The following is a 22,617-nucleotide window of genomic DNA, read 5'->3' on the forward strand; positions in this document are numbered from 1 at the left end:
TCGATCACTCTCCTTCAGTCAGGTATTCATCCAACATATCGTCTTTGATTCGTTTTAATTCCGTTCTTGGCAACATCGATAATAGTTCCCAGCCTAAATCCAACGTTTCATCAATTGAACGATTCGTATAAAAGCCTTGATTTACATACTCTTTTTCAAAACGATCCGCAAATTTAGCATAGATTTTATCGACATCTGAAAGTGCTGATTCGCCTAGGACAACAGCCAATTCCTTCGCTTGCTTCCCTTGTGCATAAGCTGCAAATAATTGATTCATTGTCGGCGCATGATCGATCCGAGTTTTTCCTTCTCCAGTCCCTTTATCTTTTAAACGAGAAAGTGACGGCAGTACATCAATTGGCGGTTGAATCCCGCTTTTATACAGCTCTCTAGATAAAATGATTTGTCCTTCGGTAATGTATCCTGTCAAATCGGGAATTGGATGTGTTTTATCATCTTCTGGCATTGTTAAAATTGGGATCTGTGTTACAGAGCCTTTTAAGCCCCTAATTCGTCCAGCACGTTCATACAATGTGGCTAAGTTCGTATAAAGATAACCTGGATAGCCACGACGTCCTGGAACTTCACGACGCGCTGCAGAGATTTCTCTTAGTGCTTCACAATAATTAGTCATATCTGTCATGATCACTAAAACGTGCATGCCTTTTTCATAAGCTAAATATTCAGCCGCCGTCAATGCCATTCTTGGTGTAGCGATTCGTTCGATTGCTGGATCATTGGCTAAATTCATAAACATTACTGAGCGATCGATAGCGCCAGTTTGACGAAAATCTTCCATGAAAAATTCAGCTTCTTCAAACGTAATGCCAATTGCGGCAAAAACTACAGCAAATTCTTCATCACTGTTTAATACATTTGCTTGCCGAGCAATTTGTGCGGCTAATTCCTTATGGGGTAAACCTGATCCAGAAAAAACTGGTAGCTTTTGCCCTCGAACTAATGTATTTAGATGGTCGATCGCTGAAATTCCTGTTTGAATAAATTCGTCAGGGTAGTCTCTAGCGACTGGATTGATCACTTCACCATTGATATCCACCATTTTTTCAGGTAAAATTTCAGGTCCGTTATCTTTAGGACGTCCTAAACCGTCAAAAATCCGACCAACCATATCTTCTGAAACGCCTAACTCTAATGGATGACCAAGAAAACGGACTTTTGAATCACGCAGATTGATTCCACTCGTTCCTTCAAAAATTTGAACCATTGCTTTGTCACCATTTATTTCAAGCACTTGCCCACGTCTGATCTCTCCATTTTGCATTCGGACTTCGATCAATTCTTCATATTTAACGCCTTCCACTTTTTCAACGATCATTAAGGGACCAACAACTTCATTGATTGTACGATACTCTTTAATCACTTGTCATCCCTCCATCAGCAATAATTTGTTTTAAGGTTAATTTGATTTCATCAACTAGACCATCTAATCGGTCAATTTCATCTTCTGGTAAATATTTACTTCTAGCTATTTGATCTCTTAATCCAACGGTTCCAGCCATGATCTCAGACAAATATGCCCCTAATGTCAAAGCAACTTGTCCTTCTTCATAAAAAGTCAAAATCAAGCGAAGCATTTTGTATTGTTTCTCTCTTGAAGTAAAGGTATCAACATCATCAAAAGCGTTTTGCTGCAAGTAATCTTCACGAATCGACTTCGCAACTTCTAGCGTCAAACGATCTTTATCAGATAACGAATCAATCCCAACAAGGCGAACGATTTCTTCCAATTGCGATTCTTCTTGTAAAATCCTCATCCCTTCCATCACCATATCAGACCAATTCACCTGAAGCTGTTGATCTAAATATTTGCCAACTTCTGAATCATACAAAGAATAACTTTGTAGCCAATTAATGGATGGAAAATGACGTTTTTGTGCCAAAGTCGCATCTAGTCCCCAAAATACTTTGACCACACGCAATGTATTTTGTGTCACTGGTTCAGAAATATCTCCACCCGATGGCGAAACTGCACTGATTGCAGTAATACTGCCTTCACGATGATCCTTACCCAAAGCTACAACTTTGCCGGCACGTTCATAATATTCTGCCAAACGACTGCCTAAATAAGCTGGATACCCTTCATCCCCTGGCATTTCTTCCAAACGGCCACTCATTTCCCGAAGTGCCTCTGCCCACCGGGAAGTTGAATCTGCCATGATCGCAACAGAATAGCCCATATCACGGAAGTATTCAGCAATTGTGATTCCTGTATAGATCGATGCTTCACGCGCTGCTACCGGCATATTAGACGTGTTAGCAATCAAAACGGTGCGTTCCATAACAGATTCACCTGTATTTGGATCAATTAACTCGGGAAACTCATTCAACACATCGGTCATTTCATTTCCACGTTCACCACAGCCAACATAAACCACTAAATCAACATCTGCCCATTTCGCAATTTGATGCTGAACCACTGTTTTACCAGCTCCGAAAGGTCCTGGAACTGCAGCAGCGCCACCTTTAGTTACTGGAAAAAAGGTATCGATCACACGTTGTCCTGTCAATAAAGGAACATCTGGATTTACTTTTTCCAGAATCGGACGACTGCGGCGAACAGGCCATTTTTGCATCATTGTAAATTCTTGATCTCCTATCGATGTTTCAATCACATAAATGGTGTCTTCAATGGTAAATTCACCCTGTTTCACTTCTTTGACCTTCCCTTTGATGCCATATGGAACCATGATCTTGTGTGGGATTACTTTCGTTTCTTGGACGAGCCCAATAATATCTCCTGTTGAAACATTATCTCCTACAGCAACAGTTGGCTCAAACAACCATTTTTTACTTCTGTCTAATGCTGGAATCTGAACGCCTCTACTTAAAAAATTACTTTCTGTTACTTGTGCAAATGTATCTAGTGGCCGCTGAATGCCATCAAACATTTCTGAAATCAATCCTGGCGCCAATTCAACCGATAACGCTTCACCAGTCGTTACGACAGGCTCACCTGGTCCGATGCCTGTTGTTTCTTCATATACTTGAATCGATGCGACGTCTCCCCGCATCTCGATAATTTCTCCGATAACACCTAATTCTCCCACATGGCAAATATCCTGAATACTTGCATCAGACATATTTTTTGCCATGACTAAAGGACCAGATACTTTAATAATTGTACCAGTTTGCAAAATCATTCCTCCTATCAAATGTAGTAATGCTCCTAAAGTCGCTTGTTACGGTTCGACATCATTTCAGTTATTCCTTGTGTTTCTCAGTCGAAAGCTGACTCGTAAAGCTAGATCCCACATATTATTGTAAAGTACTCTAACATCCTACAAAATATTTTGCCCTACTGCTCGCTCCACATTATCTTGTATCTCTTTCAGCCCGATCCCTTTTGTCCCATTATGACTTGGGATCAAAATGATAGCAGGTGTGACTTTACTTTTATAACGTTCAATCGTTTCAACAGCTAATTCAGAAGCATCTTCTGTGATAAAAATGACACCGAAATCATCTTTGGCCATTATTTCAATCGTTTCTCTCACTTGTTTTTCCGAAATTGCGTAGACAACCTCAAAGCCAAAAAGTTTGAAAGGCATCACAGAGTCTCTATCACCGATTACGCCGATCTTATAGGTCATCTGTCATCCTCATCCTTTCTCTAATGACTTCTAGTGGAAAACCACTTCGTTTCCCAACTAAAATCAACCGTAAATTCTTCCACTCCACTTCCTTAGCATTTAGAAATGCCAAGAGTGGCAACGGCCCAAAGGCCATGATTTTTGCTTTGTCATACAAACTTGTTAAATAATTATCTTTAACCTTTTCAAAGGCAATTAAATCTAATTCTTTTGTACTAGTAGAAACAATCGCTGTTAACAGTCCACCGTACGCTGTATTTAATGTAAAATCGGTGAAAGCCTGTAATGATTGTTTGGCATAGGCAAGAAAATTCTCTTTTGCGATCGTCCCTGAACTAGATAAGACAGTTGATAAAAAATTCTCGTGCTGCCCTTGAATAATTCCTCTAGCCATCGTGGATATATTCGTCAAATCAATAAATGCAGCAACTTCTCTCACAATATCTTTATTCTCTAAGGATTCAGCTAATTGGCGCTGAAAGGTCAAAAAATTCCGATCATAAATGATATCGATTGCTTGCAATGTAGATGATTCTTGAAAATAATCCAATACTTCAAGAATAGCATCCATCAAAGCTTCAGGTAATTCTGTAGACACTCGGGTACGAATCGCACTTTTTAGCGTTTCTATAGAATATCGTCCGTCATCTAAAAATAAATAATCCAAGTCCCTACCTGTTAGCTCTGCTTTCGTCAATACTTTCAAATTATGAAAAGTGGCTCTTGACGTATAGATTGTGATCACTTCTGGTTCGGGTGCCATTTCGTACAGCCACTCATACAATTTCCCTTTTTCTTTTGCATAAATATAGTCAAACTTTTCAGCAAAATCATCCGTCATATAAGCGTTGTAAACTGTATTTTTCAAGATATCTTTTAGTTCTTCAACAGTTTTTGCAGTCAATAATTGCTCGTACTGAGCATTGCTTAGCAGTTCTGTTTCTTTAAGACGAATCAAAGGATTGATTTGATTATACGCAGTTTCTTTCATCATGATCCTCCTGTCATAAAAAGTGAAACAAATCATTTCTATTTCTATATCTAGTTATTAAAAAGCTTTTTTATCCAATTTAACTCACTATGAGTAAAAGAACCTTTGTTACTGTAAAAGCAATTTCGCTACCTTAAAACTATCTATTTTCTTGATTTCTTGCACAAGGCTAGAAAATAAAAAGTTATACTCAATGCCATCCTTTGCTACGATAAAGCCTCCAGCGTTTGGAATCACTTCTTTTTCTAAAACCAAAACTAGTTTCTCTGGCGAATGTACTTGTAGCCATTGATCAGACAGTTTATTTTTGGAAAACTCTCCTAGTTTCAGACCAGCTCGTCCTTCTATTGGCAGTTGATGAATGATTTGTTCTACAAACTGTTGAAATTCCACTTCCGACCAATCATTCATACGTTCAGTTGCTTCTGTAAAAAGCTGTTCTAGATAACCTTGTTTTTGATTTAAAGTTGCTTGTTTTATGTCTAATTGTTGACGGTTTTGCTTTTGCTTAAAGGCTTTCATAGTTTGCTCTTCATTTTTTTCAATTCGTTTTGCTTCTTGTAAATACAACGCTTCTTCTTGTTCTTGATATTCTTGATCGATCCGCATAATTTCTACTTTTTTTTGCTCAGAAACTTCTATTCGACCTTTTTCTAGAATCTGTTCGACAATTTTTTCAATTGCATCCATTTTTATCCTCCTACTACTTCACATTTAGTACAAGTAAGAATGAGATAACAAACCCTAAAATGGCATATGTTTCAACCATCGCAGCATAAATGATCCCTTTTGTTGCGTGTTCGGGTTTTTTAGCTAAAATTTGAATACCAGCCGCTGCAACACGACCTTGAGCGATACCAGAAAACAAACCCGCAAATGCAATCGGTAAAGACGCTACAAAATAATCCAATCCCTGAACCATTGACATGCTGTTATCTAAATTAATAAAAATCAAGAACGCGATAACGAATCCGTACAACCCTTGCGTACCTGGTAATAATTGTAAAATCAATGCTTGACCAAATTTTTCTGGTTGTTCAGTCGTTAATGCTGCCGCAGCTTCCCCGGTAAAACCAACCCCTTTAGCAGAACCGATCCCAGCTAAAATTGTTGCCATTGCCATTCCTAAAACGGCGAAAAGAATGCCGCCATTGTTGTTAATTAAGTAATCTATCATGTTTTTTATTCCTCCATCAGTCTTTTACTTTTGATTTTTTTTCAATGTTCATATACTTTTCTTCAGCTTTTAGTGGATTAAATGCCCGTCCACCGCCAGTATAAAATTTTCCGAAAAACTCTACATATTGCAATCGTGCACCATGTACATAAGCACTTAGTAAACTTAAAAAGAGATTCAATGCATGTAAGGCTATGATCAATACAATCCCAACGGTAAAGCGTGCAGCAGGCGGCATAAATTCTACTAACATATTAAATGCTGCCGCAATACTTCCACCAGAAATACCTAAAGCCATCAAACGCGTATAGCTAACTAGATCACCAATATACCCTGTCAAACCATATAGGCCATATAACCCTTTGGCTAACCCTTTGACTTTTGATTTTGATTGAATGATTGGTACGACAATGATCGATAAGGCTGAAATAGCAGCTACAACGATTCCCACTGTAACAAACCCATCATTACTAAAAATCAACATACCTAAAACTACGATCACTAATCCGATCAGTAACCCTTGCCATGCAAAACTTTCACTGATACTTTCTAAATAACGCTTACGCTTCGTTAACTCGATCCCATTGACCATCAAACCAGTCAATAACTGGATAAATCCGAAAACAACCGATAAAATCAAAATTGTATTCACATCTTCCGTGGTTGATAAAATAGGAAACGGGAGCTGTATTCTGAATAATACTTTGGGTAAAGTAGCACCAAAAAACGAGCCATATATAAACCCCCAGATAATCGTCGGAAATGATAAGATCAGAAAGAAATCTGCAAATCGCTTCATTCCACGTGGTAAAACCATTAACTTGAGTGCAAGCAATGCTCCCACTAACATAATCAGTCCATAGCCAATATCGGCTACCATCATCCCAAAAAACACCATGTAAAAAGGCGTCATGATCGGCGTTGGATCAATCTCATCGTATTTGGGCAAACTATACATTTCTGTCAGCATCTCAAATGGTGCTACTACAGAATTGTTTTTTAACTTCACTGGAATATCCAATTGAATTTCATCATCTGTAGGTAAGTCAAAAACGATGTAAAGTTCATCTTTTGGCCTATTTTCTTGCAAGACAGTCAATAACTCGTTTTTTTCGTCTACAGGAATCCACCCCTGCATAATGAAAAAGTAAGAAGTGTTCAAGAGATGCTTTTTAGCCGCTTCACGATGAATAAAAGCGTAAGTCATCTCTTCAGCTAAATATAACTCTTCTAAATAAGCATGATAAGAAGATAATTTAACTTTTAATTGCTTTTCTTCTTCTACAAGTGCAGTCAGTTTTTCTTTATTTTGTTGATATGCTTCCTTAGGCAAACGATCGTATGGATAATTAAATTCGTTAAAGCTATATTTTGCAATAACCTCCGCTACTTCAGCAGTTTGATTCTTTAAATAGAGTAAACTGTAATATATATGATTTTGGCTGTGATAAATTTCCTCTACATAAACAGAATTCACATTTGCTAAATCTGCTAAGAAAAGGGACTGGTTCGCAGCATTGATTGAGCCCAATAAAAGATTGCTACTTTCTAATACATTTTTTTTAGGAACTACATCTAAATATTGCCAACGAGCCAACCATTTTTCTTTTGTTACTAATTCTTTCCTTGTTGATGCAAGTCTAGTTAACTCATTTTTAAGAAAGGCAATTTCTCTTAGATACTTACTGATTTTAGGTTCATCAAACTTTTTTTCTAACGAACCCAAAGTCAGGACTTGCCTTTTTATTCTTTTCTTTTTGGAGGACTTCTCTGAAAATCGTTCAATAAAAGTTAATGCTTCTTGAATTTCAGATAACATTGCTTCAAAATGTTTTTGCTGCGTTGGATCTTCCTTCAACAATGTTGAAGCAAAATGTTTTTCTATATAAGAGCTATCTACATTTGAATGAAAAAAATCTTTGACCTCGATCGTTTGCAGTCCTTGTATAGCTTGAAGAATCTCTTCTTCTTTTTCAGACGCAGCAATAATTGTCATTTTTTCCATTTTATTGACTGCCATAGATTTCTTTCACCCTTTCTATTACATAATCAATGATCGACTCTTTATTTTTTTCATATTTTTTTTCGAAATCTTGATTTTGTTCTTTTGCTTCACTTAATAGCAGGTCCTTTTCTTTTTGCAGTTGTTGTTCTTTTTGTGTCTCTAACTCTTGAAGTAAACACGTTACTTTTTTTTGACTTTCCTCTTTTTTTTGCTTTAAAGCATCTGTTTTTTCTTGCTCGTATACAGTAAGTTCTTCTTTAACTAGTTGTCTCATTACTTCTACGTCTTTTTCTGCTTCACGAATTTTGTCCAAAGCTTCTAAAACCATTTTTTCACCCCTATCTTTTAAGTCGTTCTTCTTCCATTTTATTATTGTACGTATCAGCCTTTATTACAATCAAAAAGGGAATAATCTGCACTTTAACTGACAAAAAGCACAAACTTATTCCCTTAAAAAATAAAAAAGGGCATAAGTTCAAAAAAACATTCTTCTCACCCCTTGAAGAACCTGATCCTTGAAGCTTACGCCCAACCATTTTATTTGTATAACCTTATCTTAGCAAAAATAATCTGAAATTACAACTTCTTTACAAGTAAACTTTATCTAACTAAAAAAGCTAGGAAAGAAGTTTTACTCATGAGAGCAAACAAAAAACTTATTGTTAGAATAGATTTGTCTTGCTCTCCTATTTTTCAGAAAAAAAATACTTCCAAATCATAGTATGAACGTCCGATACGCTCCATGAGCGTCTCTTTCCAGACGTCTGTAAACCAATCATATTTTATTTGATCGATAATACTCTTTTTCAACCCATCCTTCATCAACAGATCATCAATCTCATCTGCATAAAATGAACTTAACAGTGTTAGCATCTTCGTGTTATTATGTTGTTGAAATCTATAAATACGTCCTTGTTCTATGTAATAAAACCAATGATTGATCACCACCACAAACCGTTCTTCTTTATTTTCTAATAGTGTGATAAACATTTTAGGTGTAATTTTTTTCATATTTATTTGCTCCTCCATATACACTAAATTATTCCACTGCTTATTCTATCATATCTCTTCCTGATCTGATGATTATTTAAATCATTCAGCAAAATCAACAATCCTTCTAAACAATCTTTTTGTTTAAAATTACGGACTATTTGATATAATCAAAGTAGAGTCTATTAAGCTAACGATTGGAGAACAACTAAATGAAACAAAATTTAATCAAAATAACGACGACTTTCCATAATACATGGTTGGTCGATCAGAAAAAAGATCTTTTTTCTGAAGAAAATAATATATTATTTGGCGATACACTTCGTTTGTCTATTTTAAAAAACGATTCTTATTATTTTTCTGAGGAAATTGCACTAACTTATTATAAAGAGATTCTGGTTACAGAAGAACCAACCGAAAGCGAAAGTGCCTTTTTCTATTATATGAAAAAAGTTCAAGAAAAAGTTTACTCAAAATCTTTAGCAGAAAATTATCAGATAGAACAATATATAAGTGAAACATAAGCCAAAGACATTTTTGCTAAAGATTCTTAAAAAAACAAATAATAGCCTCTGATTTACTTCATTCAACAGGAAAAGTAAATCAGAAGCTATTATTTTGCACTTTTTTTGTTACGCACTTTTTACTTATACATTTAGTTTTTTTTAGTTAAATTATTTGTTTACATCATTGTCTTCTAAAACTCAAATATAAGGCACCTTAATAATCTATCTAGCCCCCACCAGTAATAACAAATACAGAAATAACACTAGAGACTAGAGCCATTAATGATAGCATTAGCGCACCCCCAAATCATTTTTTTTCGGATCAACGTTTGCAAACAAATAATTTTCCTTAAGTAAAGAATAACAAACAGACTCGAAAAAATAAAGTAGAAATATTGAAAAGTGCGAAATTGGCATAAAAACCTAATATATTACATCTTTTTTTATTAAAAACAAGAATTTTATGATTACTCCATGCTATAATCGCATAAGAAGGGAGAGAAACGCTTGAATATCATAGAAACCTTACGTTTTTTTAGATTAAAATTGAAACTTACACAAAGAGAAATGATGTCAGAATACACAGATCCTTCTACGTATTCAAAAATTGAAAGTGGTAAGCGTTCTTTAAAAGTAAATGAATTGGAAGAAATATTAGGACAGATTTCTATTAATGCGGATGAATTCTTTAGTTTTACAACTTTCGACAAAGAGCAACAAGATTTTAGAGAATTTTTTTATTATTGTGGCGCTCACTTAGAGAATAAAACAACCAAACAAAAATTATTAACTTACTTTTATTCATTAAATGATAAAAGAGAAAAAAACTTAAGAGAACTGTCAAACTATATAGCGATTAAGAATTTTTTCCACGCGCACTGGAAAGAGGTCGAGCCAATTAAATCAGAAGAAGTCAATGATATTTTTGAAGAACTATTAAAAAAATCATTTTATCTTCAATATGACTATGTAATCACTGCGAACTTAACTCGTTTTTTTAGCGCAAAACAAGCTGATTTATTGGTTGCTCGAATGTTTCCCATCAAATATGAGGAACAGCGAGACTTCACTACTAAAAAATTTGCCTATAATATTCTGATTAACCTAATCTCCTTAAAATTGTATGCCAAAGATTATATTGGTGCTGAAAAATATATCAGATTAGCTAAGAAACAAGATAAACAAAGTGAGAATTATAGTTTCAAATTGAATTTGCAGTATTTGTCGAACCTTCTAAATTACATTCGTGAAGGCGAACCCTTTTATATGGAACGTGTCTATGATTTCATTCACTTACTAGAAAATACTGGAGATACTTTGCAGGCTGCACAAGTAAAAAAAGAAGTAAAGATTCTCACCCATGAAAAAGATGGTGAAAAATTATTAAGCAGCTATTCAGTTGGACTTTTAAAAGAAACTTAGTCTATTTTATGTTTTAAAATCACCTTAAAACAAGAATATCCCACCTTTTTCAAGGTGGGATAAGGAGTATTACTCGGATTGAGTAAAATGAAATACTGTTAGGGTACATTTATAATACTACATCATGTTATCAATTTCAACCCTTTAGTTCACTTTTTATTCAAAGTCTTTTCGCCTCTCTATTTTGATACTACTAGTCCAATTATTTTCATAATTATTATTTTTTCTGTTAAAATAAAGAAAAAAAGATAAAGAAGGCGACATAAATTGAATTTTATATTTAGAAAAAACGGAATTATAATTATATTTTTAATATTGATTAGTATTACTTCTATCTTTCCTTATTTTTTTAATAACTATATTTTCAGTCAAGATGACCTTTTATTTCACAGAACCAGATTAGAAAGCTACACCTTAGCGGTAAAGCATTTAGATTTTTTCCCACGCATCTTTCCTACAATGGGGCTAAATTTTGGATACGGTGCTGATTTATTTTATCCTTCTATTTTATTGCTGCCATTTGCACTTTTTAGAATTGGTGGATTTTCTTTCGTATCTTCTTACTACCTATTTCAACTATTTATCAGCTTTATTACAGCTATTATCTCTTATTATTTTTTCTATTCTATACACCATTCAAAAAAATCATCCTTGCTATTTTCTTGTTTTTATACGCTATCTACCTATCGTTTAATCGATCAGTCTGTTAGAGCTGCACTTGGTGAAACATTAGCATTTGCCTTTTTACCTTTATTAGTCTTAGGTATTTACACCCTTTTTTATACGCATCAACATCACTGGAAACTGCTCGCAATAGGAATGAGCTTGTTGATTGCCAGTCATTTGATCACAGCTTTTTATTCTTTTCTCTTGCTACTTATTTTTCTCATATTCAATTGGAAAAAGTGCAAGCTAGCTCAGCTAAAAAGCCTTACTAAAGCTTTCTTATTAACAGTTGGTTTATCCGCCTGGTTTTTATTCCCTTATCTAGAACAAATCGAACAGCTAAAATTTAATTTTAACAACACCACATTATGGGCGAACGGTTTGCATTTTAGTTTAGGCGATTTATTTATAAATAGTCTTACCAACTTAAGTGCCCCGTTTACCGAACTAAAACCGAATATTGGCTTGTTTCTCTTAGTAACCATTATCGCTGCTCTATTTAGTTACCCTAAACTCACAAAAACGACTCAACGACTCACGTTACTGACTCTTTTTGTTATTTTACTGGCTACTAACCTTTTCCCATGGGCATTTTTTAAAACATCAATCCTAGCAACGATTCAATTTCCTTGGAGACTATTATTATTTGCTTCTTTTTTTGCTAGTCTACTTGCAGTTTATTTGATCGAACAATTTCAACTGGATTCTAAAAAGGAGTTTCTAATATTTATTGCATTATCTATTTTTTTAACAATTGGATTTAATAGTAATAATTTAGTGCAAGCTCGCATTCAAAACAATGTGACCGTGACAAATGAAAATTTTTCTGATTTTTATGAATCGGAAATCGGTCATGGGAAAGAATATTTAGTAAAAGACACTGACTTCAAAAAATATTTTGCCAGTCCCGCTCTGATTATTGATGGCGTTCCTTCTACCACTAATTTTTCTGATCCAAGTAGCAACAAATATAATTATAACCACTTTACGTTACGAACTAATGGTACTCAAGAAGTCCAACTACCCAAGTTTTTCTATAAAGGCTATGAAGTCATTGATAATCAAAAAGTGATTCCTAACTATAATAAAGCAGGACTCGTTACTGTAAAACTTAATGAAGGGGAGCATGCTCTTTCTATTTCATATAAGAAAACATTGGTTCAAAAAATTTCGGTTATTTTTTCAATATTGATTTTTGGGATACTATGCTTTCAATATATAGGCAAAAAAATACTCAACAAGTGATACAGTTTCTCTTTTCAAATTTCGCTGTATAGACTCAGTCAATTGAAAGCGAAGGAAACGTCAAGAAATAAGATGGAAGTTCTTCTTATTTCTTGACGTTAGATAGTTGAACTGTGTCCTTCTTTCGAAAAAGGTGAACAGCCATCGCAAATAGTTGCTAAATGATTTATTCTGGCCTTCTTCCTTCTATTTGCTCAGTCGAGGTCTAGTCGTATTTTCTTTGATTTACTTCTCAAACTAAACATTCCATCAACGGCTTTTCAGTCTGTAATTTTCGCGAATAACTTTGTGTTGATTGTAGTCGGACAAATTCTTATTGGAAGTGGATCTTTTAATTTTTTCGTTTGTTGTGCAATTAGAGCAAGTTATTACACTTAGCAGTAAAATGCCCCGTATTCTTTTACGTTTCGTCATCTTCTTCAATCTTTCGCACTATTTTGGCTGGACTTCCTACTACAACCACATTATCAGGAACATCCTTTGTTACTGTTGAATCCGCAGCAACAATCGAATTCTCTCCAATAGTAATGCCTGGTAAAACCGTCACATTTGCCCCAAGCCACGCATTTTTCTTAATACAAATCGCCTCTACTTTAATTCCGCGTCTTTTTTCGGGGGAAATCAAATGATTCACTGTAATTAATCTAGAACCTGGACCAATTAACACCTGATCTTCAATCGTAATACCACCCAAATCAACAAACGTAACATTTTGATTAATAAAAATATCTTTACCAAAAGTGATATGTTTCCCAAAATCAGTATAGAAAGGTTGAGAAATTTTTACCGATGAATCAATTGTTTGTCCAGTAATTCTCCCTAAATACTGTAAAACCTCTTCATTGGAATAATATTTTGCATTCAACAACATTATTAATCGTTCATTATCCTGTTTGACCAAATGGATTTCTTTAAATAAGGGCGAATCTTTTAATATCTCTTTCCCTATAATCTTCTGCTGTAACTCTAAAGCTGACATTCATTTTCCCTCCTTACATATTCGTTCATTTTTCACTATCCAAATTATACCTAAACCCGTTATACTTAACTAATACCAATTAAATATATATAACTATTCATTTTAGTTATAGGAGGGAATAGTCCATGGAACTTCGTGTTTTAACCTATTTTTTAACTGTTGCAAGCGAAAAAACAATTAGTAAAGCCGCTGAAGTCTTACATCTGTCCCAGCCGACTCTTTCAAAACAATTAAAAGAATTAGAAGAAGAGCTAGGTGTTACATTATTTACTAGAGGAAATCGATTTATCACTTTAACGGAAGATGGTATCTATTTAATTAATAGAGGAAAAGAAATTCTATCTTTAGTTGAGTCAACAACAACAAACCTTATTAAAAATGAAATAATCAGTGGACAAATAACGATCGGTGGCGGAGAAACACAAGCGTTTGAGTTTCTTGGTCGTATTTTTCACGATCTTAGAAACGACTACCCGGAAATTGACATCCATCTTTATAGTGGAAATGCTGATGATGTATTAGAAAAAATTGATACAGGGCTTTTAGATTTTGGACTCGTTATTGACCCTGTAGAAAAACAAAAATACGAATATATTCGGCTGCCTCTAATCGATTCTTGGGGAATATTAGTCAATAACTTGCATCCTCTTGCGAACCTAGACAAAGTCCAACCAAAAGATATTCAACGTACACCTTTGCTCATTTCAAACCAATCATTGGTTGATAATCAACTCTCCGAATGGCTTGGTGGAAATATGGATCATTTTAATGTGATTGGTACTTATAACTTACTTTACAATGCTTCACTGTTGGTGAAAGAGAATGTCGCCAGTGTTCTTTGTATCGATGGTATTGTGAATACAACCAATACAAATCTAACGTTTGTTCCTTTCTCACCTCCATTGAGTGCAAATGTCAATCTTGTTTGGAAAAAAGATCAATTCTTTTCACGGGCTTCAAAAGAATTCTTACGCATGATTAAAGCTTCACTGTAATCGTTCACTTGTATAACGATCAAAAGTCGTGTTTTATAAAATTCAATTATTTATGAAAATAGCCTTAAGCTGAAGCTTCATGATGTTGAATACAAAATTTTGATGAGAGAAAGGATAATCATTTAGAAATTTCTATAAAATTATTCTTTTCAAAAGTGGATATAATGTAGGCTTTCAGCAGGATTACACCCAAAATTAATATCATGGTGATTTAGACTTTGAGTAATAACAAAACAAGTAGATCACTTTTACGCTATCTACTTGTTTTGTTATTATCTCCGTCCTGCGGAAAAACGACCAGATGAGCTTCTACTACTAGAAGATGTATAATTTGAATTACTTCGATAACTTGTCTGCCTTGATCTACCTGAACTTGATCTTGCCCCTACAAAACCACCGCCACTTATAAATGAACCTCCTGGATCAAGTGGTGCCTCATTTTTTAATTGTGGTGCTTTTGCTGCCACATTATACACGACTATGTGGTCTCGATAAAATACTTCGCTAGGCGATAAATCCTCGGCTGATGCCACCACTGGTAATAAAGCATTCAACATTAACCCAAAAACTACTAAACTACCACTTATAAACAATCTCTTTTTCACAAAGAAACGTTTAAATATGTAACGGATAAAAAGAAATACACGAATAACGCACATTAACATTCATTTAGACCAACTTACTTCTTTTTATTGTCGGATTCACGACTTCTTAATATTTTTAATAGTTCAAGAACTATAATTATTGATTAATGAATTTAATTTACGCTGATACTTAACGCCGTTTTTTTTATTTCTAATACAAAATCAGTAACTTTTGCATTACTTCCTTTTTCTCCCATTTACTAAAAAATAAAAAAACAGCCATAAACCCTTATAAAAAGGCGTTTATAACTATTTCTTCGTTTCAACTTTTCTTCTCACATTTACTAAAAATGGAGACGGCGGGAGTCGAACCCGCGTCCAAACACATTGTCACTTAAACTTCTACGCTCATAGTCATACTATTTTAAGGCTTCGCTGAAGTTCATGCCGCATAACAGGCCCAAACTCTCGCTAGTCTGATGATCTCTTTTAAATTTTACAGACGGAAAAATTTAACGTATCCCACTTAATTTGAGACCCTTACCCGAGCACATGGGCGATGCCGGGAGGATCTTCACCCGCTGTTTTTACGCAGCTAGAGCGAAAGTAGTGTTTTCGTTTTTAGCAGTTATATTTAACTGTAACGTTTTTACGTAGACGTAACCTACGAAACGCGATTCAAGCTCAACTATGCCTGTCGAATCCGTAACGTCCCCGTTATGATTGATAGCATATTTTATGCTTTGCTTAGTATAACATATTTTTCCAGACTTTCAAAGGAGTAGAGGCTGATTTACTGCCTCGTTATTCATACATGATAACAAAAGAAACTGACAATGGCGCAACCATTCTAAAAATCAGTGACCTGTCCCAAATGTATTGACAAGAATCGTTCCAATCACAATAAAACCAATACCAATGATCGTAGGTGTATTGATTTGTTCTTTCCAATATATCACGGAAAAAATAGTGATCAATATGATCCCGATCGCTCCCCATAACGCATAGGCTACATTTAAAGGCATATATTTGATTGCTTTAGATAAACTGTAAAAACAAACAATATAAGCAATCAAGCATTCAACTGATGGTAGTAATTTGCTGAACCCATCCGTTGCCTTTAATAAATTTGTTGCAATGACCTCACTTATTATAGCAACAAATAGATACAAGTATCCAATCACATAACTCTCCTCCTCCATTACTTACTCTAAAAAATCATCGAAAGATTTAGTCATTCAACATCCCTCGATGATTCTTATTCGACTATATGTAATCGCACCGATATAAACTCAACGATCTACAGTGTAATTTAATATCCAGTTGATTCCAAATTTATCTATGACCATCCCATATTTTTTAAACCAAAAAGTTTCCCCAAACGGCATTGTTATTTGCCCATCTTCTGATAAACTGGCGAAAAACAGATCAAGCTTTGCTTCATCATCCGTATTGATCACTAAAGAAACATTATTGCCTCTCACAAACGTCAGCCCATTCCGTCTGGAACATCTGAAAACATAACCGGAACTCCTTCTATCGTCATCGACGCATTGACGATCAAGTCTTTCCATGCTGCAGGTGTGGGGTGTTCTGGATCTTCGGGAGCATCGGCAAAAGTCATGACTTCTTCGCTTTTTACATCAAATACTTTTTCTTAAAATGCAATTGCGGCAGCTGCCTCATTCTTAAAGTTCAGATACACTTTTAACATGTTCATCATCCTCTCAATCTATTCTTTCGATTATCTCATGTGAAAATAGATTAGGCGAAAGGAATGCTCCGTTTTCAGGAAAAATCTGTATTGTTTAAGAGCGCTGTAACAAATTGTTCCAAATACTCTTGATCTATTTCATCATAGCCATCTGTCACTGAACTATCCAAATCTAAAACACCAAACAACGTTCCTGCTTTGACCAGTGGTACAACAATTTCTGATCGTGCAGCAGAATCACACGAAATATAGTTTTTATGATTTTTCACATCAGTCACAATCACCGTCTCTCGCTTTTCAGCAGATTCGCCGCAGACTCCTTTCCCCATTTTGATTCGGGTACAAGAGACTTTACCTTGAAACGGTCCCAAAACTAATTCTTCTCCTGTAAACAAATAATAACCAGCGAAAACTGTATTCGGTAAGGCATCCGCCAACAATGCTGAAGAATTTGCTAAATTGGCAATTTTATCCTGTTCAATTTCAATGATTGCAGCTTGTTGTTGGACTAGAAGTTCATACGCCTCTATTTTCTCTTTTTTGCTTTTCCACATTGTTCATTCACGCTCTTTTCCATCTGGAATCAGTACTACTGCTATTCATTTTATTATAGCATAAATTTATCTTTAAGAGTTTTCATTGATTTTCAATTATTCTGTATCTTATTTCCATTTTTTCTCATATTGAAGTTCATACTCTTCATAACAACTTCAAATGAATTCACACTTTTTTCAACCTTTTTTATGTTTGATTTAATCTATTAAGGCTATAGTTTAATCATAGTAAACAACCAATAATTTTGTGGATGAACGTGGTGTTAAAACTCTTTGAGGACTAACGGATGTTTATTCTCGACCTGATGAGGTGTAGGTTCGAATCCTACCGTCCACGTATGTGCACTCTATGTACTTAATCCTATATACAAATCTGATGAAAGGAATGAGGTATTATGAAAAAGATTTTGGTTACAGGAGCAACATTATCAGCAATTATGTTTGCTGCTCTTTCATTTTTAAAACACAGTCCGAAACCTCACCATGATTATAGTAAATTATAATAAGAAAGTTGTCTTGAGCATAACATGTCCAAGACAACTTTTTTTCGTATACTTTTAAACAGAAATTCTTAGTTCGTCAAATCTTCCCCATTTGTCGCAATGACTTTTTTATACCAGTCAAATGATTTTTTCTTCGAACGTTTCAAGGTGCCATTTCCTTCGTTATCGCGATCGACATAAATGAATCCATAGCGTTTTTTCATTTCGCCAGTTCCAGCTGAAACAAGATCGATACAGCCCCATGTCGTATAGCCTAAAAGATCTACGCCATCAAGTTCTACTGCATCTTTCATCGCTTGGATGTGTGCCGCTAGATATTCGATTCGGTAATCATCGATCACATTGCCGTTTTCATCTGGTTCATCCACTGCACCTAAGCCGTTTTCAACGATAAATAATGGTTTTTGGTAACGATCATATAAGTCATTCATTGTCACACGCAATCCTAGTGGATCGATTTGCCAACCCCATTCACTTGCTTCTAGATATGGATTTTTCACTGAGGCAAAGATATTTCCAGCTGTTTTTTCATTGATTGCTGGATCCGTTGATTGAACACGTGATGAGTAATAAGAAAATGAAATAAAGTCTACTGTGTGTGCTTTCAGTAATTCTAAATCGCCTTCTTCAATTGGTAATTTGATGCCTTCACGTTCTAATTCTTTCAACGCATATGCTGGATATTCTCCGCGAGATTGAACGTCGATAAAGAAGAAATTCTCACGATCAGCTTTTTTCGCTGCCCAAACATCTTCTGGTTTACACGTATAGGCATAGTTTGTGCCAGCCGCTAACATACAGCCAACTTGGTTTTCTGGATCAACTTCGTGAGCAATTTTTGTGGCAATCGCACTTGCTAATAGTTCGTGGTGTGCTGCTTGATATTTGACTTGTTCTTTGTTTTCGCCTTCTTCAAAATAAAGACCTGCACCCATAAATGGTGCATGTAAAATCATATTGATTTCGTTGAAGGTTAACCAATATTTCACTAAGCCTTTATAACGATTGAAAATTGCGTGACAAAGATTCTCATAAAAACCAACCATTTCACGACTGCGCCACGCGCCATATTTTTCAACTAAATGCATTGGACAATCAAAATGCGTGATCGTTACAAGAGGCTCGATATTGTGCTTGCGGCATTCTTTGAACAAATCTTCATAGAACTTCAACCCTTCTTCATTGGGCTCTGTCTCGTCTCCTAGAGGGAAAATACGGCTCCAGGCAATTGATAAACGGTAAGTTTTAAACCCCATTTCGCCAAATAGTGCGATATCTTCTTTATAACGGTGGTACATGTCGATCGCATTTTGTGCAGGGTAAAAATGGTCCTCCTCAAAAGCGAACATCTTTTTCTCACCTGTGATCACTGGAAAACGGTCTGGTCCAACTGGTGCTAGATCCACGTTCGCTAACCCTCGGCCGCCTTCGTTATAGCCTCCTTCACATTGATTGGCTGCAGTTGCGCCACCCCATAAAAAATCTTTTCTAAATGCCATGTCAAATCATCCTCCAATTTATTAGAATAAAGGAATTCTTATTATCGAATAACCTTCATTACTTGCTCACCTGGTTCAGACAATGCTTTGGTCAATGTAATAATATCACCAAAATCTACTGAATTTGTTACAACAACGGGTGTAATTATATTATAGCCTTTTTCAGCAATTTTATCTAAGTCAAATTCAATTAATTTATCACCTGTTCGAATTTTTCTTCCTTTTTCAACAAAATATTCATAACCGACTCCATTTAATTGAACCGTGTCAATTCCAATATGGATTAACAACTCAACACCTGAATCACTTGTTAAACCAATCGCATGTTTAGAATCGAAAATAGCAGTAACCATTCCTGAGAAAGGAGCATAAACAGTTCCCTCAATAGGCTTAACTGCAAAACCTTTTCCCAAAATTTCTTCTGAAAACATACCATCTTCAACTAATGCTAAAGGAACGATCTCGCCTTTAACTGGGTTTGCGACGTCTAAGATATTTTCTACTGTGGCTTCATTTACTGCTGAATCATTCACAACATTTTGTGTTGCTTTGACAGTTGGTTCTTTATATAAGATATAAGAGATTACAAAAGAGACTGTAATACTAATTGCAGCACCAATGCAGGCTAAATATAGATGTCTTAACGTATCGTCTCCAATATAACTCGGAAGTGTTAACAAACCTGGTGAACCACCTGTAAAGTTTTTTACTCGGCCAATTCCCATAAATAATCCACCTAATCCGCCGCCGATCATCGCTGCATAAAGTGGTGTTTTAAATCGTAAATTAACTCCGTACAATGCAGGTTCAGTAATTCCAAACAAACCAGTCAAACCAGCTGAGGCCGCCATTTGTTTGATTGCTGAATCTTTACTTTTAAGACCGACTGCCAGTGATGCAGCACCTTGACCTAAATTTGAGGCTAACATACCTGGATAAATCACAGTATCGTAACCTGTGGTCATCCGATTGTTAATCCCGATTGGAACAAGTCCATAGTGGGTCCCTGTTGCTACAAACAACGGAGTAAAAGCACCAATAATTGTTGGTACTAACCAGGGACTAAAACTTTCTAATGCTTTGATGCCATTTGAGATCCCATCACTAATCAAATACCCGATTGGACCAATGATTACTAATGACACGGTTCCGACAATTGCAATCGTAATCAATGGTTTACTGAAGAACTTGATTACTTTTGGTGATACTCTATCTGCAATTGGTTCTACATAGGACATAAACCAAACTGACAAAATAATTGGAATAACTGATGAGCCATATGTTACAGCCGAAATCGGCATTCCAAAAAGATGTATTCCGCCTTCACCAGCTTCTTTAATTGCATTGACCATTCCCACAAAGTTAGGATGAAGCAAAATACCACCGACCATCATCGCTAAATACATATTAGTTTTAAACTTTTGAGCAGAAGAGGCTGCTAATAAAATCGGTAAAAAGTAAAACGCTGAGTCAGCCATAAAATCAATTATGATATAAGTTTGCCCAGTTTTATCAATTGCATTAAAAACAACTAATAACGAAAGAACAGCTTTTAACATTCCGGCTGCTGTGATCGCAGGTAAAATAGGCGTGAAAATACCAGTAATCGTATCAATAATTTTCGATGCTGCCCTACGATCGTCTTTTTCTGTTGATTCAATTTGTTGCTCATCTAACGATGGACTTTCTTTCAAGATCTCTTTATACACACTACCGACATCACTACCGATAATGACCTGGTATTGTCCACCTTTTGAGACTACACCCATGACCCCTTCTGTATTCTTTAGCACATCAGTTTGCGCTTTTCCTTCATCTTTTAAATTAAAACGTAATCTTGTTGCGCAGTGAGTCAAGCCACTGATATTTTTTTCTCCACCAATAGTTTCAATAATTTTTTTAGCTAATTGTTGATAGTTCATTTCTTTCCTCCTAAATTAAACGTGTAATAAAAACATTTGACCTTGAAATCAGAGGGATCCTTTTTTGTCGTAATAAAATTTTTATTTTAAAAAAAACAGCTCATAAAGTGCATAAAACAACATGAAAAAATACCTAAGAAACCTCTTATGTCAAAGAGATTTTTCTTAGGTATAGCCTGCTCTTGTGCAGTAACAATCCTCTAATTATTGGTTATTCTTCTTATGTGGATAGTGAGATAGATCATCTCATCTTCTTGTAGATCACGACCAAATTCTTTGCCGATATACTCACGAATTTTCAGTGCACAAAGATATTCTTCTTGATATTTCTCTTTTAACATAAATAAGAAACCTTCATCTTTGTCTTTATCCAGCTCAATTCCGCTAAATAAGCGTTGAACAAAAAACTTTAAGTGCGTAATAAATCGTTCATAATTCAATGTGTACTCGTCTAAATCAGTTTTATAATGATATTTAACAATATTGATAATTGTTTGAATGACTTTTGTCATTTCAGAAACCTGACTAACTTGTGACAAATCTAGTTCTGCATTCACAATATGCAATGCAATAAAACCAGCTTCATCTTCTGGTAATGAAATATCTAGACGATTGGAGATTATGTTTAATGCTTCTTTACCAATCAAATATTCATGATTATAGAATCGCTTGATTTCCCAAAGTAGTGCATTCCTAACAGGCAGACCGTTATTATGTCGATCAATCGCATAATCAATATGATCAGTTAATGTAAGATAAATATTCTCATTTAGCTTTTTGCCTAGAGAAACTTTGGCGAAACCAATTATGTCATTTGCTACTTGTAAATGTTCCAAGCGAACATTGGAAAGTAACTGCGTAAGCTTATTTGTATTCGAATCAGCATTACTAGTATACACTTTTTCAATAAGAGTATCTTCAATGATATCACCGATATTTTTTTTAAAACCAATACCTTTACCCATCACTAATACTTCGTGACCCTCAGCATCAAGAGACTTTACAATATTATTATTGATTACTTTTTTTACTTCCATAATATCTCCTCAATGAGATTAGATCAGCTAGCTAATAAAATGTCTATAAAAGAAATTAAGTATAGCCTGAACATTCAGTAACAATCTTGATTTCTCTTGTTATTAAAACATGAAAGTAAAGCGTTGTCAACAAAGGAAAAAAGAACGCTTTTTTTTAGACCAGGTAATAATGATACTAAACTATTATTGTTACGAAACGTATAGCAAACAAATAACA

Annotated in this window: 20 protein-coding genes, 1 other RNA gene, 1 pseudogene and 1 other annotated feature; of the genes and pseudogenes, 4 read left to right on the forward strand and 18 right to left on the reverse strand. The window is 35.1% G+C overall.

Annotated elements, in window-relative coordinates:
- Positions 1-4: 4 nt before the first annotated feature.
- The 9 genes from IGJ50_RS09120 to IGJ50_RS09160 all read right to left on the reverse strand — a co-directional run bounded on the left by IGJ50_RS09120 (position 5) and on the right by IGJ50_RS09160 (position 8,795).
- A complete protein-coding gene (locus tag IGJ50_RS09120; RefSeq protein WP_069639671.1) occupies positions 5-1,381 on the reverse strand; it encodes a V-type ATP synthase subunit B in 1,377 nt (458 codons plus the stop codon).
- Positions 1,374-3,155 (reverse strand): V-type ATP synthase subunit A, encoded by a 1,782-nt coding sequence (locus IGJ50_RS09125; protein ID WP_429949977.1) that lies wholly within the window; start codon positions 3,153-3,155, stop codon positions 1,374-1,376. Before IGJ50_RS09125 ends, IGJ50_RS09120 begins: the two co-directional genes overlap by 8 nt.
- 144 nt (positions 3,156-3,299) lie before the next feature.
- Entirely contained in the window at positions 3,300-3,611 is a 312-nt protein-coding gene (locus IGJ50_RS09130; protein ID WP_069639669.1) for a V-type ATP synthase subunit F, read from the reverse strand.
- Complete coding sequence (locus IGJ50_RS09135) at positions 3,601-4,602, reverse strand: V-type ATPase subunit (protein WP_069639668.1); 1,002 nt, start codon at positions 4,600-4,602, stop codon at positions 3,601-3,603. Before IGJ50_RS09135 ends, IGJ50_RS09130 begins: the two co-directional genes overlap by 11 nt.
- Before the next feature lie 108 nt (positions 4,603-4,710).
- The gene (locus IGJ50_RS09140; RefSeq protein WP_069639667.1) at positions 4,711-5,292 is read right to left on the reverse strand and encodes a hypothetical protein; all 582 of its coding nucleotides are present in this window, start codon (positions 5,290-5,292) and stop codon (positions 4,711-4,713) included.
- A gap of 13 nt (positions 5,293-5,305) precedes the next feature.
- The gene (locus tag IGJ50_RS09145) at positions 5,306-5,779 is read right to left on the reverse strand and encodes a V-type ATP synthase subunit K (protein ID WP_069639666.1); all 474 of its coding nucleotides are present in this window, start codon (positions 5,777-5,779) and stop codon (positions 5,306-5,308) included.
- A gap of 16 nt (positions 5,780-5,795) precedes the next feature.
- Complete coding sequence (locus IGJ50_RS09150) at positions 5,796-7,799, reverse strand: V-type ATP synthase subunit I (protein ID WP_429949980.1); 2,004 nt, start codon at positions 7,797-7,799, stop codon at positions 5,796-5,798.
- A complete protein-coding gene (locus IGJ50_RS09155) occupies positions 7,786-8,112 on the reverse strand; it encodes a hypothetical protein (RefSeq protein WP_429949982.1) in 327 nt (108 codons plus the stop codon). The genes IGJ50_RS09150 and IGJ50_RS09155 overlap by 14 nt, the downstream gene beginning before the upstream one ends.
- A gap of 158 nt (positions 8,113-8,270) precedes the next feature.
- Positions 8,271-8,318, reverse strand: a sequence feature (sodium ion sensor (DUF1646 type); this cis-regulatory element may regulate processes involved in with the transportation of sodium ions).
- Positions 8,319-8,477: 159 nt separating this feature from the next.
- A complete protein-coding gene (locus IGJ50_RS09160; RefSeq protein ID WP_069639663.1) occupies positions 8,478-8,795 on the reverse strand; it encodes a hypothetical protein in 318 nt (105 codons plus the stop codon).
- Between the two features lie 191 nt (positions 8,796-8,986).
- Here IGJ50_RS09160 and IGJ50_RS09165 point away from each other — a divergent pair, with 191 nt between their 5' ends.
- The 3 genes from IGJ50_RS09165 to IGJ50_RS09175 all read left to right on the forward strand — a co-directional run bounded on the left by IGJ50_RS09165 (position 8,987) and on the right by IGJ50_RS09175 (position 12,613).
- The gene (locus IGJ50_RS09165) at positions 8,987-9,298 is read left to right on the forward strand and encodes a hypothetical protein (protein ID WP_429949984.1); all 312 of its coding nucleotides are present in this window, start codon (positions 8,987-8,989) and stop codon (positions 9,296-9,298) included.
- A gap of 489 nt (positions 9,299-9,787) precedes the next feature.
- Positions 9,788-10,702 (forward strand): helix-turn-helix domain-containing protein, encoded by a 915-nt coding sequence (locus tag IGJ50_RS09170; RefSeq protein WP_429949986.1) that lies wholly within the window; start codon positions 9,788-9,790, stop codon positions 10,700-10,702.
- A 267-nt stretch (positions 10,703-10,969) separates the two neighbouring features.
- On the forward strand, positions 10,970-12,613 hold the full coding sequence (locus tag IGJ50_RS09175) for a YfhO family protein (protein WP_429949988.1): 1,644 nt from the start codon (positions 10,970-10,972) through the stop codon (positions 12,611-12,613).
- A 400-nt stretch (positions 12,614-13,013) separates the two neighbouring features.
- Here IGJ50_RS09175 and IGJ50_RS09180 read toward each other — a convergent pair whose 3' ends face one another.
- Positions 13,014-13,592 carry a DapH/DapD/GlmU-related protein gene (locus IGJ50_RS09180; protein WP_069639660.1) on the reverse strand — a complete coding sequence of 193 codons (579 nt, stop codon included), beginning with the start codon at positions 13,590-13,592 and terminating at the stop codon, positions 13,014-13,016.
- 125 nt (positions 13,593-13,717) lie between these two features.
- Here IGJ50_RS09180 and IGJ50_RS09185 point away from each other — a divergent pair, with 125 nt between their 5' ends.
- Complete coding sequence (locus tag IGJ50_RS09185; protein ID WP_429949990.1) at positions 13,718-14,587, forward strand: LysR family transcriptional regulator; 870 nt, start codon at positions 13,718-13,720, stop codon at positions 14,585-14,587.
- A gap of 272 nt (positions 14,588-14,859) precedes the next feature.
- Here the strand turns inward: IGJ50_RS09185 and IGJ50_RS09190 are convergent, their stop codons facing one another.
- From IGJ50_RS09190 to licT, 8 genes and pseudogenes are all read right to left on the reverse strand, one after another.
- A complete protein-coding gene (locus tag IGJ50_RS09190; protein ID WP_429949992.1) occupies positions 14,860-15,192 on the reverse strand; it encodes a hypothetical protein in 333 nt (110 codons plus the stop codon).
- A 327-nt stretch (positions 15,193-15,519) separates the two neighbouring features.
- Positions 15,520-15,887: a transfer-messenger RNA gene (ssrA, locus tag IGJ50_RS09195) on the reverse strand.
- A 141-nt stretch (positions 15,888-16,028) separates the two neighbouring features.
- Positions 16,029-16,352, reverse strand: a complete 324-nt coding sequence (locus tag IGJ50_RS09200; RefSeq protein ID WP_069639707.1) for a DMT family transporter — start codon at positions 16,350-16,352, stop codon at positions 16,029-16,031.
- 111 nt (positions 16,353-16,463) lie between these two features.
- Positions 16,464-16,894, reverse strand: a pseudogene (locus tag IGJ50_RS09205) (VOC family protein).
- A gap of 65 nt (positions 16,895-16,959) precedes the next feature.
- A complete protein-coding gene (locus IGJ50_RS09210) occupies positions 16,960-17,439 on the reverse strand; it encodes a GAF domain-containing protein (protein WP_069639658.1) in 480 nt (159 codons plus the stop codon).
- A gap of 571 nt (positions 17,440-18,010) precedes the next feature.
- Positions 18,011-19,441 carry a 6-phospho-beta-glucosidase gene (locus IGJ50_RS09215; protein ID WP_429949994.1) on the reverse strand — a complete coding sequence of 477 codons (1,431 nt, stop codon included), beginning with the start codon at positions 19,439-19,441 and terminating at the stop codon, positions 18,011-18,013.
- A gap of 41 nt (positions 19,442-19,482) precedes the next feature.
- The gene (locus IGJ50_RS09220) at positions 19,483-21,363 is read right to left on the reverse strand and encodes a beta-glucoside-specific PTS transporter subunit IIABC (RefSeq protein WP_429949996.1); all 1,881 of its coding nucleotides are present in this window, start codon (positions 21,361-21,363) and stop codon (positions 19,483-19,485) included.
- A 200-nt stretch (positions 21,364-21,563) separates the two neighbouring features.
- Complete coding sequence (gene licT / locus IGJ50_RS09225) at positions 21,564-22,400, reverse strand: BglG family transcription antiterminator LicT (protein WP_069640237.1); 837 nt, start codon at positions 22,398-22,400, stop codon at positions 21,564-21,566.
- Between the last annotated feature and the right edge of the window lie 217 nt (positions 22,401-22,617).

The sequence above is a fragment of the Enterococcus sp. AZ101 genome (assembly GCF_050499005.1).
GTDB lineage: Bacteria > Bacillota > Bacilli > Lactobacillales > Enterococcaceae > Enterococcus_L > Enterococcus_L ureilyticus.